The sequence below is a fragment of the Psychrobacter sp. bablab_jr014 genome (assembly GCF_016464015.1).
Classification (GTDB): Bacteria; Pseudomonadota; Gammaproteobacteria; order Pseudomonadales; family Moraxellaceae; genus Psychrobacter.
The window spans coordinates 1-17,054 of the sequence record NZ_JACDXT010000031.1; the positions used below are offsets into that span (position 1 = coordinate 1).

The 17,054-nt window shown below is 47.5% G+C and carries 11 protein-coding genes; all 11 read right to left on the minus strand.

Annotated elements, in window-relative coordinates; genetic code table 11:
- Nucleotides 1-148: 148 nt before the first annotated feature.
- The 11 genes from JIE71_RS08240 to pilM all read right to left on the minus strand — a co-directional run bounded on the left by JIE71_RS08240 (nucleotide 149) and on the right by pilM (nucleotide 16,869).
- Nucleotides 149-1,363: an FUSC family protein gene (locus JIE71_RS08240; protein WP_199508247.1), complete on the minus strand. Its 1,215-nt coding sequence runs from the start codon at nucleotides 1,361-1,363 to the stop codon at nucleotides 149-151.
- Nucleotides 1,364-1,593: 230 nt separating this feature from the next.
- Nucleotides 1,594-3,015 carry an FAD-dependent oxidoreductase gene (locus tag JIE71_RS08245; protein ID WP_199508248.1) on the minus strand — a complete coding sequence of 474 codons (1,422 nt, stop codon included), beginning with the start codon at nucleotides 3,013-3,015 and terminating at the stop codon, nucleotides 1,594-1,596.
- A gap of 37 nt (nucleotides 3,016-3,052) precedes the next feature.
- Nucleotides 3,053-7,516, minus strand: a complete 4,464-nt coding sequence (gene gltB, locus JIE71_RS08250; protein WP_199508249.1) for a glutamate synthase large subunit — start codon at nucleotides 7,514-7,516, stop codon at nucleotides 3,053-3,055.
- An 881-nt stretch (nucleotides 7,517-8,397) separates the two neighbouring features.
- Nucleotides 8,398-9,468 carry a hypothetical protein gene (locus JIE71_RS08255; protein WP_228284598.1) on the minus strand — a complete coding sequence of 357 codons (1,071 nt, stop codon included), beginning with the start codon at nucleotides 9,466-9,468 and terminating at the stop codon, nucleotides 8,398-8,400.
- Nucleotides 9,469-9,538: 70 nt separating this feature from the next.
- Nucleotides 9,539-10,639, minus strand: a complete 1,101-nt coding sequence (gene aroB / locus JIE71_RS08260; protein ID WP_199508266.1) for a 3-dehydroquinate synthase — start codon at nucleotides 10,637-10,639, stop codon at nucleotides 9,539-9,541.
- An 88-nt stretch (nucleotides 10,640-10,727) separates the two neighbouring features.
- Entirely contained in the window at nucleotides 10,728-11,309 is a 582-nt protein-coding gene (aroK, locus tag JIE71_RS08265) for a shikimate kinase AroK (protein WP_199508250.1), read from the minus strand.
- Between the two features lie 194 nt (nucleotides 11,310-11,503).
- Complete coding sequence (gene pilQ, locus JIE71_RS08270) at nucleotides 11,504-13,873, minus strand: type IV pilus secretin PilQ (protein WP_199508251.1); 2,370 nt, start codon at nucleotides 13,871-13,873, stop codon at nucleotides 11,504-11,506.
- Nucleotides 13,874-13,899: 26 nt separating this feature from the next.
- The gene (locus JIE71_RS08275; RefSeq protein ID WP_199508252.1) at nucleotides 13,900-14,430 is read right to left on the minus strand and encodes a pilus assembly protein PilP; all 531 of its coding nucleotides are present in this window, start codon (nucleotides 14,428-14,430) and stop codon (nucleotides 13,900-13,902) included.
- Nucleotides 14,430-15,155: a type 4a pilus biogenesis protein PilO gene (locus tag JIE71_RS08280; protein WP_199508253.1), complete on the minus strand. Its 726-nt coding sequence runs from the start codon at nucleotides 15,153-15,155 to the stop codon at nucleotides 14,430-14,432. Before JIE71_RS08280 ends, JIE71_RS08275 begins: the two co-directional genes overlap by 1 nt.
- Nucleotides 15,152-15,814, minus strand: a complete 663-nt coding sequence (locus JIE71_RS08285) for a PilN domain-containing protein (RefSeq protein ID WP_199508254.1) — start codon at nucleotides 15,812-15,814, stop codon at nucleotides 15,152-15,154. The genes JIE71_RS08280 and JIE71_RS08285 overlap by 4 nt, the downstream gene beginning before the upstream one ends.
- Nucleotides 15,814-16,869: a type IV pilus assembly protein PilM gene (gene pilM, locus JIE71_RS08290; protein WP_199508255.1), complete on the minus strand. Its 1,056-nt coding sequence runs from the start codon at nucleotides 16,867-16,869 to the stop codon at nucleotides 15,814-15,816. Before pilM ends, JIE71_RS08285 begins: the two co-directional genes overlap by 1 nt.
- Between the last annotated feature and the right edge of the window lie 185 nt (nucleotides 16,870-17,054).

A 17,054-nucleotide genomic window follows, 5' to 3' on the forward strand; every position in this document is an offset into this window, starting at 1 on the left:
AAATGAGATAAATTAAAGGCAAACAAGGAAAATAGCGCAGGTAATATCAAGATATTGGCCAGCTATTTGACACCGTTTGCCAAAGATTTAGCCATTTTTAGCCCATTTAGTCATAAACGCTTGAATTAGGGACACGCCCTAATAAGCGCTACAAATCCAAATCTGACTCACCTCCTGCACGGCGAATACGCTGCTGCTCACGGCGCTGATAGCGCACGCCCGAAGCCGCATACCACTTCGGTTTGCTCTCTTGCAATAAGTCGCTTAACGTCTGTAGCTGCTGCTGCAAGGTTTGCGTGAGCCAAAAATAACCTTGCCATTCAAAGCTTAATTGTCCCACACTGGGATAATCCGCCACCAAAATACGCGTAATCGGACGAAACTCTTGCTCGCTTGGGCTGCGTAGCACCGCAGCCACATGACGCATGGCATGGGTCAACTCATGCTGATAATGCTGCAACAGCACACGATTGTCCTCGTCGATACCCGTACGCGCAAGACGCGGTGACGCTTGTAATAACAAGTCAATCGTGCCAATGATGTTGCGATGCGTGCGCTGAATGTCTTCTAAGGTTTGCTTATTGATTTTGGTTTCATTGGCCGTAGCGGCAATATGTCCACGCACCGTCAATAAGCGCTTATTAATACGTGCCAGCGCTTGCGATAAGTTGCGATCAACAGGGATGTCGTCCTCACCACTGCTATAGCGGGTGCGTAATTTAATCAATCGTGGTGTGTTGGTCGGCTTTGACGTCTCTAACTTACCTTGCTCAACATGGTCGCCCACGCCTGCATATAGCGTTGCGCACGCATCTAAGTTGCTGGACAATAAAAAGCGCCACATCAACGTAGATTTTAGCGGCAAAATAAGTGTCGCTGCGACCGATACGCCCGTGCCAATCAAGACATTGAGTACTCGATATACACCATCTTCACCGAGCGCGTTTTGCTGTGCCCCTGAGATGATCATCATCATGGTGATGCCCGTAAGCAAACCAATATAACCAAGCTGCTTCACCGCCGCATAGCCAATCAGCGCACTGACTACCCCAATACTGGTGTAGTACACCACCGTCCATGAGCCCGTCACATAATCAAGTCCGAGCACGCATAAACCCGCAATAATACCAAAGACAGTGCCCAGTACGCGTTCTTTGGCCTTGGTATAGATTGCCCCTTGGTATTGCAATAAACCCAGAACGATAAAGACTGTAATTGTCGTCCACTCGCCATGCGGAAAGCGGGTGATAATATTCACAAGTAGCGCCAAAATAACCGCTACCCCAAGACGAATACCGTGTAGCACGTTCGCATATTGATAGCGGGCATGCGGCTCAACGAGCAAGGCAGCCAAACGTTTCACGCAGTCGTGCTCCTTTTAGTGGCATTGCCACGCAATGGCGACAGCGGTTGCCGCGCTGTCCAAATACCGTCACTGTAGGCAGTCTATTAACCGCTGTCAAGGTGTTTGTTTTTATACCTGATACAGTGTCTATTTCTTCTTATGTTTGATTTTCTGCTTTTATAAAAAAACAGCTGCCTTTATTAATAAAGACAGCTGCATTCATGAACATAATAATAAAAAGGCGTCACTCACACGTCTAAGAAATCCAAAATACCTTCTGCTGCTTGACGACCTTCCCAAATGGCGGTCACTACTAAATCAGAGCCGCGTACCATATCACCACCTGCGAAGACCTTTGGATGGCTGGTTTGGAAACGGTAGGTTTGTTTTTCTTCGGCCAGCACACGACCTGCACCATCCATCGCAATCTCATGCGTGCCAAACCAATCGGCTGGACTTGGGCGGAATCCAAACGCCATGATCACCGCATCACAGTCAATGATTTCTTCTGAACCTTCAATCGGCTCAGGGCGACGACGACCTTGGGCATCTGGCTCACCCAGCTGCGTGGTCACCACTTTTACCGCACTGACCTGACCGTTTAAACCAATGATTTCGATAGGCTGACGGTTGAATAAAAATTCCACCCCCTCTTCCATCGCATTGACCACCTCACGGCGCGAGCCTGGCATGTTTTCTTGGTCACGGCGATAGGCACAGACGACTTGTTCAGCGCCTTGGCGAATACTGGTACGGTTACAATCCATTGCGGTATCACCACCGCCCAAGACCACCACGCGCTTGCCTTTTAAATCCACATACTGCTCGTTTTGTTGCTCCCAGCCATGACAGCGGTTGACGTTAGCAATCAAGAAATCCAGAGCATCATACACGCCTTCTAGCTCTTCGCCATCGAAGCCGCCGCGCATATAGCTGTAAGTGCCCATGCCCATAAATACGGCGTCATAATCAGCGAGCAGTTCTTCCATCTCAACGTCTGTACCAATCTCTACACCCAAGCGGAATTCGACGCCCATGGATTCAAAAATCTCACGGCGCTGGCGCATGACGTGTTTTTCCATCTTAAATTCAGGAATACCAAAAGTCAGCAGGCCGCCAATCTCAGGACGCTTGTCAAACACGACAGGCGTGACGCCATTACGAACCAAGATGTCCGCACAGCCAAGACCCGCTGGGCCTGCACCGATGATGGCGACCTTTTTATCGGTCATTACCACATCTGACATATCAGGACGCCAACCCAAAGCAAAGGCGGTATCGTTAATGTACTTTTCGACATTACCGATAGTTACCGCACCAAAGCCATCGTTAAGCGTACACGAGCCTTCGCACAGACGGTCTTGCGGACAGACGCGCCCGCACACTTCGGGTAAGCTGTTGGTCTGATGGCACAGCTCGGCGGCCTGAAAAATATGTCCTTCGGTGGCGAGCTTGAGCCAGTTGGGAATGTAATTGTGTACAGGACACTTCCATTCGCAATAAGGGTTGCCGCAGTCAAGGCAGCGATGCGCTTGCTCTGCAACCGACCCACTCTCTAGCGGCTGATAAATCTCGACAAACTCGGTCGAACGGGTGACGATGTCTTTTTTACGGGGCTCAAGGCGTGGTACATCGACGAACTGGAAGCTGTTTTGTAAGCGTTTGGTCATTATAAAATCCTCTGTACTGTCTCAATGCGTGGGCGATTTATTGTGGGTCTGCCATGGTGGTCTTTAATAGTGACGCCATGTTTGCCGCTTTGGGTTTGACCAAGTAAAACTTGCGCACATAGTGCTCAAAATCAGCCAATAGCGTACGTCCCCACACACTGCCAGTCTTACTGACATGTTCTTCAATCACCCGTTTGAGATGGATGCGGTAGCCTTCGGTCTGCTCGCTTGAGATACGATGCAAATCAATCAACTCATGGTTGCAGCGGTCAAAGAAGTCACCTTCCATATCGAGCACATAGGCGAAGCCGCCCGTCATACCCGCACCAAAGTTCAAGCCTGTACGTCCAAGGATGGTTACCATACCGCCTGTCATATACTCGCAGCAGTGGTCGCCTGTGCCCTCAACTACTGCCTGTGCGCCTGAGTTACGCACTGCAAAACGCTCACCTGCCGTCCCTGCGGCAAACAGCTTACCACCTGTTGCCCCATACAAACAGGTATTACCAATAATGGCGCTACTACAGGCTTGGAACTGTGTGTCTTTGGCAGGATAGACAACAATCTCACCGCCTGCCATGCCTTTACCCACATAGTCGTTGGCATCGCCTTCAAGCTCAATATGTAGGCCACCTGCGTTCCAGACACCTAAACTTTGCCCCGCCGTACCTGTCAAATGCAGACGAATCGGCTGGTCACTCATACCAAGATTGCCCCAAATCTCTGCGATCTCGCCTGAAATACGCGCACCGATAGAGCGGTCACAGTTACCAATATAATAGCTAAAGTCGCCGCCCGTGCCTTGCTCAATGGTCGCTGCCATATCGCTCAGCATTTGCTCAGCAAGCAAGCCTTTATCAAAAGGTTCATTACGTGCTTGCTGACAGGTCTGCGGCTGCCCTTCACTTGCAGGGTGGCTGTAGAGCAGTGGCGCTAAGTCCAAGTGTTGTTGTTTGCTGGTCGTGCCTGAGATGACTTCTAGTAAGTCCGTACGTCCGACCAAATCCTCCATACGGCGTACACCAAGCACCGCCAACCATTCACGCGTTTCTTCGGCTACGAACTTAAAGAAGTTCATCAGCATTTGCACTTCGCCCGTATAGTGCTCGTCACGCAAATCGGCATTTTGGGTGGCAACGCCTGTTGGGCAGTTGTTTAGATGGCAGATACGCAAGTATTTACAGCCCACGGCAATCATCGGCGTGGTGCCAAAACCAAAGCTTTCTGCGCCCAAAATCGCTGCCTTGACCACATCAAGGCCTGTTTTTAGACCGCCATCGGTTTGCACACGTACTTTGTCACGCAGTCCATTGACGCGTAACGACTGGTGCGCTTCAGCCAGACCCAGCTCCCACGGCGAGCCAGCATGATGAATAGATGACAAAGGCGACGCTGCTGTACCACCGTCATACCCTGAGATGGTAATTAGGTCAGCGTAGGCTTTGGCCACACCCGTAGCAATCGTGCCCACGCCAGGGCGTGACACCAGCTTCACTGATACCAGCGCGTTTGGATTGACTTGTTTTAAATCAAAAATCAGCTGCGCCAAATCTTCAATCGAGTAAATATCATGATGCGGTGGCGGTGAAATCAATGTCACCCCAGGCACAGAATAACGCAGACGCGCAATCAAGGCATTGACCTTGCCGCCTGGTAACTGACCACCTTCACCAGGTTTTGCCCCTTGAGCAATCTTAATCTGCATGACCTCAGCCGAACGCAAGTATGCTGGCGTAACACCAAAGCGGCCTGAGGCAATCTGCTTGATTTTTGAATTGCGTAGTGTGCCGTAGCGTACGGGGTCTTCACCGCCCTCACCTGAGTTTGAGCGCCCGCCCAAGCTATTCATTGCCATCGCAATGGATTCGTGTGCTTCAGGCGATAGTGCGCCCAATGACATGCCCGCCGAATCAAAGCGCGCTAGGATATCCGCCGCGTCTTCGACCTCATTGACATCGATGCTGTTGTCGGTTTTTAGTTGCAACAAATCGCGCAAGGTCGCCACAGGGCGCTTGTTGACGATGTCGGCATACTCACGATAATCTTGGTAGTCGCCTGTACGTACGGCAGTGTGTAGCGCCTTAATCACATCAGGGTTAAAGGCGTGGTATTCCTTGTTAAACACAAACTTTAACAAGCCGCCTTTTTCAAGGGGCAGACGACGCTTGAAGGCATTTGCCGCCAGCTGTGCTTGGTCAGCAGCGATGTCCTCAAAGGTTGCGCCCTTGATACGGCTTTGTACGCCTTTAAAGCAGGTATTGACCACTTCTTCTGACAGACCAACCGCTTCAAACAACTGCGCGCCGCGATAGGAGACGATGGTCGAGATGCCCATTTTTGATAAGATTTTGAGCAAGCCTTTGTCCAAGCCTTTACGGAAATTGACACGCGCTTGCAGTGGGTCACCGAGCAGCTCGCCACTAGCCACCAAGTCTTCAATCACATCATAAGCCAAATACGGATAAATACAGGTCGCGCCAAAGCCAATCAGTACCGCCGCTTGATGCGAGTCACGTACCAAACCTGTTTCAATGATTAGGTTAGCATTGGTACGGATACCCTCAGCAATCAGATAGTGATGCACAGCGCCTGTGGTCATAATGGCGTTGGCAGGCACGGTATCTTTGCTGATATTTTTATCAGACAATACAATCAGCGTGTTGCCTGCATTGATGGCGTCTTTTACCTTCGCGCAAATTTGAGCAATCGCGTCTTTGAGCGCCATATCCGCAGGATAATTAAGGTCAATACGAGCAAGACGGAACGCAGGATCATCCAGATACTCAATTTGATGCATTTTACTGGCTGATAAAATAGGCGACGATAAGATCAAACGGTGCGCATCTTTTGCGACAGGCGCAAACACATTGGTCTGTGCGCCAAGACAAGTCTGTAGCGACATGACGATAGACTCACGCAACGGGTCAATCGGTGGGTTGGTCACCTGCGCAAACTGCTGACGGAAAAAATCACCCACGTGACGAATCTGCTGTGACAGTACCGCCATCGGCGTATCATCACCCATTGAACCCACAGGCTCTTGCGCGTTTTCAGCGTTCGGGCGAATGATGTCCGTACGCTCTTCATTGGTGATGTTGTACATCTTTTGCAGCGCTTTTAATGGCTCACCGCGTTCCGTTTTAGCCGCGAGTTGCTCTTCTAAACGCTCATCATCGCGGATACGTACCGCATGCTCACGCAGCCAGCGGCGGTAAGGGTGCGCTTTTTTAAGCTGCATGCCAATAGCTTTGGTGTCTAAAATCTGACCATTTTGCGTATCAATGACCAGCATCTGCCCTGCACCCACACGTCCTTTGGCGATGACTTCGGTGGGTGCATAATCCCACACGCCCACTTCTGAGGCAACAGTGATATAGCCATTTTTGGTCGTGACCCAGCGCGATGGGCGCAGACCATTTCTATCGAGCATACATACCGCATAGCGACCGTCTTGAATCACCAGACCTGCTGGGCCATCCCACGCTTCCATGTGCTGAGAATAAAACTCATAGAACGCGCGCAAGTCCATGTCCATATTGTCCACATTTTGCCACGCAGGCGGCACCAAAATAGACATGGCATGGAATAGGCTCATACCGCCCGCCATCAATACCTCAAGCATGTTATCAAGGCTTGATGAATCAGAGCCTGTCAGGTTTACAAGTGGGGTTAGCTCAGGAATTTCAGGCAGTTTGGCAGACTTAAGCTTTGGCGTGCGTGCTTGCGCCCAGTTGCGGTTACCTGTAATGGTGTTTAGCTCACCATTGTGCGCCAAATAGCGAAACGGCTGCGCAAGCGGCCAACGCGGTAAGGTGTTGGTCGAAAAGCGCTGATGGAAAACCACAATATGCGAGGCCAAACGCTCATCTTGCAGATCCAAAAAGAACGTTGGCAAGTCTGAGGGCATGACTAGCCCTTTATAAATGATGGTTTGGGTACTGAGTGAACACACATAATACAGCGGGTCATCGGTCAGTTGTTGCCCTGCACGGCGGCGCGCCACAAACAGTCTGCGGTTAATATCCTCAATGCTCATATCATCAGGGGCATTGACAAAGATTTGCTGAAAGCCTGGCAGACTTTGCATGGCAATCTCGCCGACGATGTCCAAGTCATGCGGCACATCACGCCAGCCCGCAACACTCAAGCCCTCCGCCTCTAGCGCCTTAGTCAACACTTCTTGGCTGTGCTTGGCTTTAGCACGATCGGTATTAACAAACACCATCCCAACCGCAAAGTTATCGTGTAGGGTAAAGCCGCATTCATCAGCGACTGTACGGAAAAAGTCCGTCGGCATAGCGAGTAACAGACCACAGCCGTCGCCTGTGCGACCATCAGCAGCGACCCCACCACGGTGGGTCATACAACTCAAGCTGTGAATGGCTGTCTTAACTAAATCGTGACTGGCAACCCCTTCAATATGGGCAATCAATCCAAAACCGCAGTTGTCCGAAAAGTCCTCAGGCGAGGCAAGGTACGAGGAAGAAGAGATCATTGACATGGCATTTCCTTATGGTGGTGGCGCGTGACAAACGATAATGCATCGATATGACACCGCAAGGCGATTGGACACACACAATATCACTGGCGTAGAGCGTTACCCGTCCGCTACGTTCACGCAATTTGCAAACGTAGGGGCGACTCGGTGACCATTGGTATCAAAGGCAAACTTTGCAACGGCAGCGATGGTAATAGACGTGCGCGGTAGAGTAAGGCTCGATGGATGATTTGAAAATCATGACAACACGGTCAAAGCGCTTGGTATCAAGGGATACTGACAGTAAAGTCAGTGGCAAGTGACTTGCCTGAGATAATAAGCGGTAGAGGAAGGCATAGAAACAGACAAGTTGTCCTTAATGTCTGATACAGTAAGCAACAGCATGGGGTTGTTTATTGTGGGCAATATCAAGTACCGTCCTATGCACTTATGACCGAGGTCATCACCTAGTAAAATATTGTCTATATTCATCTTAGTAAATCATAACCACAAAAGCCAGCCTTTTTTTCAATGATTAATGTCGGTTTTTTTAGACAACAACAACCTTTTACAACTAAAATAAAGGTAACAACCAAATTATTAAAAAACATTTGTTATATTTATTCATTTATATGTTTATTTACAGTATTTTTACTAATATTTACTTACATATATATTTGCTATTTCTTATATTTATGATGGTTTATCCCCAATGCTGTTTTACCTCTTATTGAACGAGCAATATTTTAAGTAGCTTAAGGCAGTTGTATGAGGATTTATTGACGGTATTTGTCATTTTTTTGTATAAAAAAAGCCTGACCTCTTAGGAGACCAAGCTTTTATAGAATACAAGGTGTATGTTCACGAGCAGCGATTATCGTTCGCTGCTGCTTTGAATGGCTGGTTTATTGGACTTTTTCCTCTATCAGTGCTTTCATACTGTCGTTCTTGTTAGCATTGGCATTGCCGTTAGTCTTGCCATTACCGTTATTTCCATTACCGTTATTTCCATTACGGTTATTGCCATTACCGTTATTGCCATTACCGTTATTGCCATTACCGTTATTGCCATTGTCGGTTGGCGCAGGTTTATTGGCCTTAGGCGCTTCTGTTGGTTTTGATGGTGTCTTTGCAGGCTCACTCGTTGTATTTTGAGAGCTTGCACGACCTTCTTCAGACGCAATGGTACGCTCTTCGTTCACTGCTAAGGTATCTGATGTATCTGCTGACTGGCGAATACTTTCAGTAGGCGCACTACTGGTGCTCTTCTCTACAGGTTCAGGCTCTGGCTCACGCACAGGGACTTCACGCTTGGTTGGTTTTAAGTTGACAGCACGCGTACGCTGGGTACTCAAATCTTTTAACGGCTCTGGGCGTTCGTAATTATCAACGATTGTAAGATAACGATTAATCTCTTCGGGTAAAACGCGTACGTTCGCAGGTAAGTCAAAATCAATCAACTTGGCGGCACCGACCGCTTCTTGTGGGCTACTCATAATGCTATAAGTCAACATATAACGTGGCTGATTATCACTGTCTCGATAGCGGAAATAAGCAAACTTTTTGCGATCTTTTCGACCATCCAAATAGTTAGTAATGACCTCGTTTTCAGCCACGTTCATGACCTGTACGGTCCATTTACCCTTGTTGGCCAACAGATAACGCTTGTCCTTAAACTCATCAGGATAATCACGCAAGTCGCGCACCGTCTCTTCAAAGTTAATCGGCTGTACATCGGTATCCAGCTCATGTAATGATTCAACACGCTTTGGCTGCTCAAATGGCGCCAGTCCCTCTTGAGCTTGCGGCGCTTCGATAGGCGCGTTCTCAATTTTCGCACCCGCAGCAGGCGTTTGGCTAAACATCCACACCAGCGCCGTGATGACGCCCATAATCAAGGTCATTAACAGCCAAATCAGCGCTTGACGGCGATAAGAGGTGCGCGTCTGTGGGTTCGTTGAAGAAAATAAAGCCATGCTGTATCCTTTATCAAACGCTTACGCGTGATTTGTCAGTGCCTGTAAAACCATCATTATCAAAATGGTCTTATATTGAGCAAGTTGCAGGGGTCAATACCTCTTGCAGCTGTTCGGTCGCAAACGCTGTCGTTAGCACCGCATTTCCTAATGATTTTAACAAAATCAGGCGTATTTGTCCGCGTTTGACTTTTTTGTCATGACCCATCAGCCCAAGCGCAGTTTCGGTGGCAATGATAGGCGGCTCAGTTGGCAGATTGGCTTGTTTGAGTACTGCCTTGATTCGTGCCACATCATCATAACTTATCCAGCCCAGCATTTTTGAGAGGATTGCTGCCTGCACCATACCCGCTGCAACTGCCTCCCCATGGAGCCATTTACCGTAGCCTTCATGCGTTTCGATCACATGACCAAACGTGTGGCCAAAGTTTAACAGCGCGCGCTGTCCGGCCTCACGCTCATCTTGCGCCACGACTTTTGCTTTATAATCGCAGCAGCGCTTGACCGCCGCGCCCAGTACCGCTAAGTCTAGCGCCATCATAGCGGGTAGCTTGTCTTCAAGCCACGTCAAAAAGTCAGCGTCCATAATCAGCGCATATTTAATAACTTCGGCAAGCCCCGCCGACAGCTCGCGGGCAGGCAACGTGGTTAAAGTACTCATATCAGCAAGTACCATACGCGGCTGCCAAAACGCACCAATCATGTTTTTACCTTTAGGATGATTGATACCTGTCTTGCCGCCGACGCTTGAATCGACTTGGGATAACAGTGTGGTCGGAATTTGAATAAAGTCCACACCGCGCATAAAGCTGGCGGCAGCAAAGCCTGTCATATCACCAACCACGCCGCCACCTAATGCGACCAACGTTACATCGCGATTAAAGTGATGGGTCATCAGCACGTCATAAATCTGATTGATGCTGTCTTGGTTTTTGTATTGCTCACCATCAGGCAAAATGCACACTGCCACCTCAAACTCTGAGCTGAGGGCATCTTGTAATGGTGCTAAGTACAAAGGCGCTACCGTGTCATTGGTAACGATCAAAACTTGCTTACCGCGAATATAAGGGGCAATCTGTGCACCCATATCACTATTCTGTGTAATGATAATGGGGTAATCATGGCTTTGGGTCGACACCATGAGCTTATCGTTAAATAAAGACGCGACCATCATATATTCCTTACCTATCAGGTGTTTTGTTCATCGGCGCTTGGCTTTTGCCATAGTATCCAATACGTTGATGCTTCTTTAGCGTTACTTATCCATTATATGAGCCTGAGGCGCTATCTGTATCGTTATGCGTCATCTGTGTCGACGCTGTCCGCGCTTGCAATTGAGTAAGCAGCTGTTGCACCATATGACGAGGGTATGTATGCCCTGTCGGCAGTATAATATGGGCAACTTGTTGATAAAGTGGGTCACGGATACGGTATAAGTCTTGGAGTACCTGTTTGGGATTGGGCTGTTGTAATAGCGGACGTGACTTGTCTTTGGCGGTGCGTAGCATCTGAATATCGACAGGAGCATTTAGATACACAACGATGCCGCGCTCATGTAAGTAACGGCGGTTTTCTTCGGCCATTACAGCACCGCCACCAGTCGCTAAGACAATGCCTGATTGCTGAGTCAGCTCATCAATCGCTCGTGTCTCACGCGCACGAAACCCTGCTTCGCCTTCTTTAGCAAATATCCAAGGGATATCAGCACCTGTTTGCGTCTCAATATACCAGTCACTATCAACAAACTCACGTGACAGCTGTTTGGCGAGCAATCGACCTACGGTGGTTTTTCCCGCACCCATCGGACCGACCAAAAATATCGACGGCAATTCCTCCAACATAACACTCACTCAGATAAATCAACTATCATACAACGTCACTGATATTCTGGCTAGTCAGCGACTTTGTTTATTTTAGCAAATATTGTGGTCAGCGCTTAGTATTGATACAGGCTATAAAAAAAGGAGCCAGCCTATAAGGCTCGCTCCTTTGATTTGTTCAACAATTATTATTACCGACAACTGTACTGCGATACTTACTGCAAATGGCTCACACCATCGTTAATCAATTTTGGCGTCACGAAAATCAATAACTCTTGCTTGTCATTACTGCGTACATCTTTACGGAAGGCACGCCCAATATAAGGTAAGTCACCTAAGAACGGGACTTTTTCCACCTCGTTAGAGATTCGGTTTTGGAATACGCCGCCTAAGACTACTGTCTGCCCGTCTTCTACGATCACATTGGTTGATATAGCATCCTGACTGATAGCAACCGTATTGTTGATAATGGTCGGTGTGCCATTGGTGATGTTCAGTTGTAAACCGATTTTGCCGTCTGGAGTAATGTTTGGTGTGGCTTCTAAGCTAAGCGCCGCTTCTTTAAAGCTCGTGGTCGTTGCGCCACTGGCCGAAGCCTCTTGATACGGAATCTGTGTCCCTGAAGATACTTTCGCGGTTTGTTTGTCTGCCGTTAAAATCTTTGGCGTCGAAATCACTTCACCACGGTTGTCCGCCTGTAGGGCTGATAATTCCAAATCTAGCGTCACTCCTGATAGGTTAAGCAAGCCAAAAGCGATCTGCCCTGCTGGATTAGTCACCCCCAAATCGACGTTTAAATTATCAGGACGGCTGATGTCATAAGAGGGATAAGATACGGTCTGGCCATTAACGGTCGTGGTTTCGACGTCAAAATCTTTTAAATCCCATAAGGTTTGCTGACTGCCACCAATCAACACGTTACGGTTGGTTGCCGCACCATCAGACAAAATACCCCAACTGACGCCAATCTCTTTACTAAATGTATCTGAAGCGCTCACGATACGTGCCTCAATCATAACCTGACGCACAGGAATATCAATCTTAGCAATCAATTCACGAATATTTTCAATACTGTCTGCTGTATCTTTTACGATTAGGGTATTGGTGCGTTCATCAACAGTTACTGTACCGCGATCAGACAGCAGACTGGTGTTACTATCTATCGTACTACTTCCTGTACTACGAGCGCCGCTACCCTCAGAGATAAGATCTTCAACTGCAGAGGCTATGGCATAGCTTAAGCGAATGTACTCAGTACGCAGCGGCGCAAAAGATTTCACCGCTTGCTGCGCCTCTAGCTCTTGTGCTTCTTGTGCTGCAAGCTCTGTAGCTGGTGCAACCAAAATCACATTACCATTTGAGCGTTTATCAAGGTTTTTACTCTTTAAAATGATATCAAGCGCTTGATCCCATGGAACATTAATCAAACGCAAAGTAATATTACCACTGACTGAGTCACTCGCCACAATATTCATGTCTGTAAACTGCGCTAAGATATCTAAAACGCTGCGAATCTCAACGTCTTGGAACTCCATAGATAAGGCTTCGCCAGTGTATACTTTTTCTTCAATAGTCGGCTCGCGCAGCATTTTTGGCTGCATGATACTGATGTTTAACTGATTGCCTGATTGATAGGCTTGATACTCATAATCACCCGACATATTAATGGTGATGACGCCTGTTTGGCCTTGATTTTTGGTATCAATACTATCAACCAAACCATTACTGATATTCAAGCGGCGCAATAAGTTGCGGGGCACGGTACTGCCTGTTAGACGCACCACCAGCTTGTTACCTTGACGCTGCACGTCCACTGGAATAGCTTCGTTAGTAAGCGCAATACTGACATTACCACCACCATTGCCCCCACTTTCAGCAAAGTTTAATGCTGATAAGCCATCATAGCTATATTGACGACTGACTTGTGATGCCGCGAGCGCAGGGTCTAATAGTGGGTTGATGCGTACGACCATATCGTTACTATTAGCAGGTACCGTTGGGGTTACCTCGACACTCGTTGCTAGCGCAGTTGACGCACCAGAAGTAGTAGTATTGTTTGGTGTCGTATTATTAATAATTTTGTCGTTTGGAATTACCGCTGCGGCAGTTGGAATCGCTGTATTATGGGTTATAACAGCAGGTCTGGCTGTAGAGGTGACGCCAGTTGGATTTGTCATGGTCAGTAGCAGCTCATTACCATCAATGGCTGTCGTGTATTGGCCTTCTTGATTAAGATTAACAATAAGACGCGTGGTATTGTCATTATTGAGCGTGGTGACATCTTTAACCATACCAATATTATAATCGGTAAAACGGCTGACCAAGCCATTCTGCACTTTTTCAAAGTCTAATACCAAACGATTGGGACTGCTTAGCTGATAAGCCTTGGGTAGTACAGGCGTACCACTAAAGCCCAAACGCATTTGTGTGACGGCAGGGGCGGTTTGCACTACAGAGATGTTATTGATACGCTCTTCAGCATACGCACTGCTACTCATGGCAATCATGCTGACGCTAAGCGCAGAGATGGCAAAGCGAGAAACAATTGGCTGACTCATCATGACCTTCTTATGGCGTACTGTCATTGTTCATTCCTTAAAAAAGATACCACTTAGCTGATAGGCGAGACTAAAGATTGGGGGCGTTCTACAAAGCCTGCTCGGCTATCTGGCACAATTTCAATCAAATTAATTTGGGTCGGTGTGATTTCAACAATACGACCATCGTTAAGTCCGATATAATCGCCGACTTTGACATTGGCAACCGAACCATCAGGACGCTGTACTAATGCATACTGTTGCCCTTCAGGAGAAACCACCACCCCACGGAAAGTCAACTGTGAAAGCTCGTATTGTTCCAAAGGTTGCTTAGGCCGAGTGACATCAGGGCGGACACTATTTTCCGTATTTGAAGGCAGTTGCAAATTGACAAGGCTTGGTGGTAAAAATGGGCTGCGAAACGTACTGGCACTATACACAAAATCTTCGACCAATTCTGCTTGTGGCGGCGGTTCAATCGGCTGCGATGGCGAATTACGAATATCTGTCATGTCCTGCTCTGCCATACCAATACGATCGCTACAGCCTGCCAAAGACAAAGTAGCAATCGCTAACGCTAACCCTAACGGTAATTGCTTTAACATCAGTTGCCTCCTGCTGCTGCATCAGTTGCGGGTGCGCCTTCGGCATTTTCATCATCGTCTGTGATCTCTTTTGAGCGGTAGGTCTTAGTTTGTAACACCAATGTCAGCTCAGGAATGGTATCTAAAGTAGGCTGAGGATTTGCCACTTCAAAATCATGCATAGTAATAATACGCGGTAATGCCGCAAGACCACTTACAAAGTTACCAAACTGATGATAATCACCAATAGCAGCAATACGTATGGGCTGCTCAATAAAGAACTCTTGCTCAACTTCAGGTTCGACAGAGATGTCTTGAAAACGAATGTTACTGCCTACACCTGTCATATTAATACCTTCTACCAAATCAGAAACACGTGTATCTTTTGGCAGTTGATCAAGCAGGGTATTAAAATCTGTTTCCATCTGCTGCACTTGGGCTTTGTAGGCTTCTAAGTGACGAGCGCGTGATTCTTTTTCACGATAGGTATCTAACAGAGTTTGTTGCTGCGCTTCAGCTGCAGTAATCTCATCGAGCTTGCCACTGATTAAGAGCGCCCACGAAAGTGCAGCAATAAATAAAACAATAAATATTAGAACCGTTGTCTTGACAGGTGTCGGCCAACTGCCATAGTTTTCACTGTCCAAGGATTCAAAGCTGCGACGAAACTCATTAAAATCAAAAGACTTTTTTGGCGTGGCGTTTTTTTTCTTTTTTAACAGTATTTGTTTGCGGGGCAGCTTCATGACGCACCTCCTGCTACTGTCGCATCAGCTTCGCCTTCTTCGGGCAGTTTGCTTGCTGAGACAACTTTCGTAGTTACGACAAACTGGACATAGCTGTCTTCAGGGTACATTGGCCTAGGCGGTGTACCCTCTGCAGTTGGTTGTGGTATGGTTGGTGCGGCTTGATAAGCACTGATGTCTTGTTGAATGTTGTTCACCGCAGAGCTTTCCATCCATTCACTACCATCAAGGTTACGGATCAGACTAGAGACCACATTAGGATTGTCCGCGCGCCCTGTTAACGTAATCAAATCGCCTTCGCGTTTTAAATTGGTCAAATACATGGCTGGTGGAATCGCTTTGGCAATATCATCCCATAAATGCACAGGTACAGGACGACGCCCTTGCAAATCTTGAATCACTTGCATGCGTGTATTAATATCATCACGACGCTGTTCTAGTGAATCAATTTCTTTTAGTGCCACATCGAGTCGCGAGACTTCTTGCTCAATCAGGGCACTTGCATCGTTCTGCTCTTGCAATTCATTGTTAAAAAAACTCCACGCACCAAACGCTGCCAGTAAGGCAGACAACGTCACTGCAGCAACGAGCGTAACGAACTCTTTGTTACGTCGTTCGCGCTCTGCTTGACGCCATGGTAATAAATTAATATGCGCCATCAGTCAAAGCTCCTTAATGCCAGACCACAAGCTGCCATCAATCCTGGCGCATCGGTCATCAGCTGCTCATTGTCCACATACGCATCCACACTCATATTGACAAAAGGATTGGCAATGGTCACTGGTACACCCAATTTTTGTTGCACCATGCCAGGCAACCCTGGAATGGCACTCGTTCCTCCAGCCAGCACCAGATGGTCGATACTGCTAAAGGGACTAGAAGAGAAGTAAAATTGTAAGGAGCGCGTGATCTGCTGGATCGCATTTTCCATAAAGGGCGTCAGAATTTCATAATAATAGTCATCTGGTAAGCTACGTTCACGCTTACTGATGGTGGCTTCTTCAAACGATAAGCCATAACGATTTTGAATCGCCTCAGTCAATAGACTGCCACCAAACAATTGCTCACGACTATATACAAATTCGCCATCTTTGACAATATACAATGTGGTTTGGTTGTGCCCAATGTCTACCAATGCTGTAAGTTGCGGTGAGCCAGGTAGGCTATCAACCATTACCTCAAAAGCGCGCTCAATGGCATGTGACTCGATATCGACAATTTTCGCAATCAGGCCGCCGAATGCAAGTGCGTCTGCTCGTTGATCCACATTTTCTGAACGTGATGCAGCAAGCAATACTTGCACCATATTTTCATCCACAATCGAAGGACCTACGACCTCAAAATCAAGATTAACTTCTTCTAAGGGGTAAGGAATATATTGATCAGCGTCAAGACGAATCTGCGCCTCACGTTCAATATCCGTAAGCGCTTTTTCCATATCGATGAGCTTAGTAATGACCGCTGAGCCTGCAACTGCAGTGGCCGCATCACTACCCATGACCTGACAACGCCTGACTGCGCGCGAAATGGCTTCGCCTACCAACTCGGCATCGACTATGAGCTTATCAACTACTGCACCAGGCAACAGTCGTTCTATAGCGTAGGATTTAAGATGAAATATACCTTGCTGACGCTGTATATTCACGATTTTGACAGAGGTTGCACAGATGTCTACCCCAACCAAGTGCCGACCTTTAGAAGAAAATAGCCTCACAAATATATACCTTAATTGTGGCGCATACGCTTTGATGGGAATATGTAATAATTGAATACAATACGTTACTTAAAAGACACTTTCAAGTATTTAAAACGACTATAGTAGAGAAATTACACTTTTCATGTGACCTATTGATTTGCTTCGAGGTATAATGTGGCCTTTGTCACATTTGCTAACCGATA

Excerpts from the sequence above, each read along its gene's own strand:
- JIE71_RS08245 (WP_199508248.1), bottom strand. The coding sequence starts at position 3,015 with ATGACCAAACGCTTACAAAACAGCTTCCAGTTCGTCGATGTACCACGC.
- gltB (WP_199508249.1), bottom strand. The coding sequence starts at position 7,516 with ATGTCAATGATCTCTTCTTCCTCGTACCTTGCCTCGCCTGAGGACTTT.
- JIE71_RS08255 (WP_228284598.1), bottom strand. The coding sequence starts at position 9,468 with ATGGCTTTATTTTCTTCAACGAACCCACAGACGCGCACCTCTTATCGC.
- aroB (WP_199508266.1), bottom strand. The coding sequence starts at position 10,639 with ATGGTCGCGTCTTTATTTAACGATAAGCTCATGGTGTCGACCCAAAGC.
- aroK (WP_199508250.1), bottom strand. The coding sequence starts at position 11,309 with ATGTTGGAGGAATTGCCGTCGATATTTTTGGTCGGTCCGATGGGTGCG.
- pilQ (WP_199508251.1), bottom strand. The coding sequence starts at position 13,873 with ATGACAGTACGCCATAAGAAGGTCATGATGAGTCAGCCAATTGTTTCT.
- JIE71_RS08275 (WP_199508252.1), bottom strand. The coding sequence starts at position 14,430 with ATGTTAAAGCAATTACCGTTAGGGTTAGCGTTAGCGATTGCTACTTTG.
- JIE71_RS08280 (WP_199508253.1), bottom strand. The coding sequence starts at position 15,155 with ATGAAGCTGCCCCGCAAACAAATACTGTTAAAAAAGAAAAAAAACGCC.
- JIE71_RS08285 (WP_199508254.1), bottom strand. The coding sequence starts at position 15,814 with ATGGCGCATATTAATTTATTACCATGGCGTCAAGCAGAGCGCGAACGA.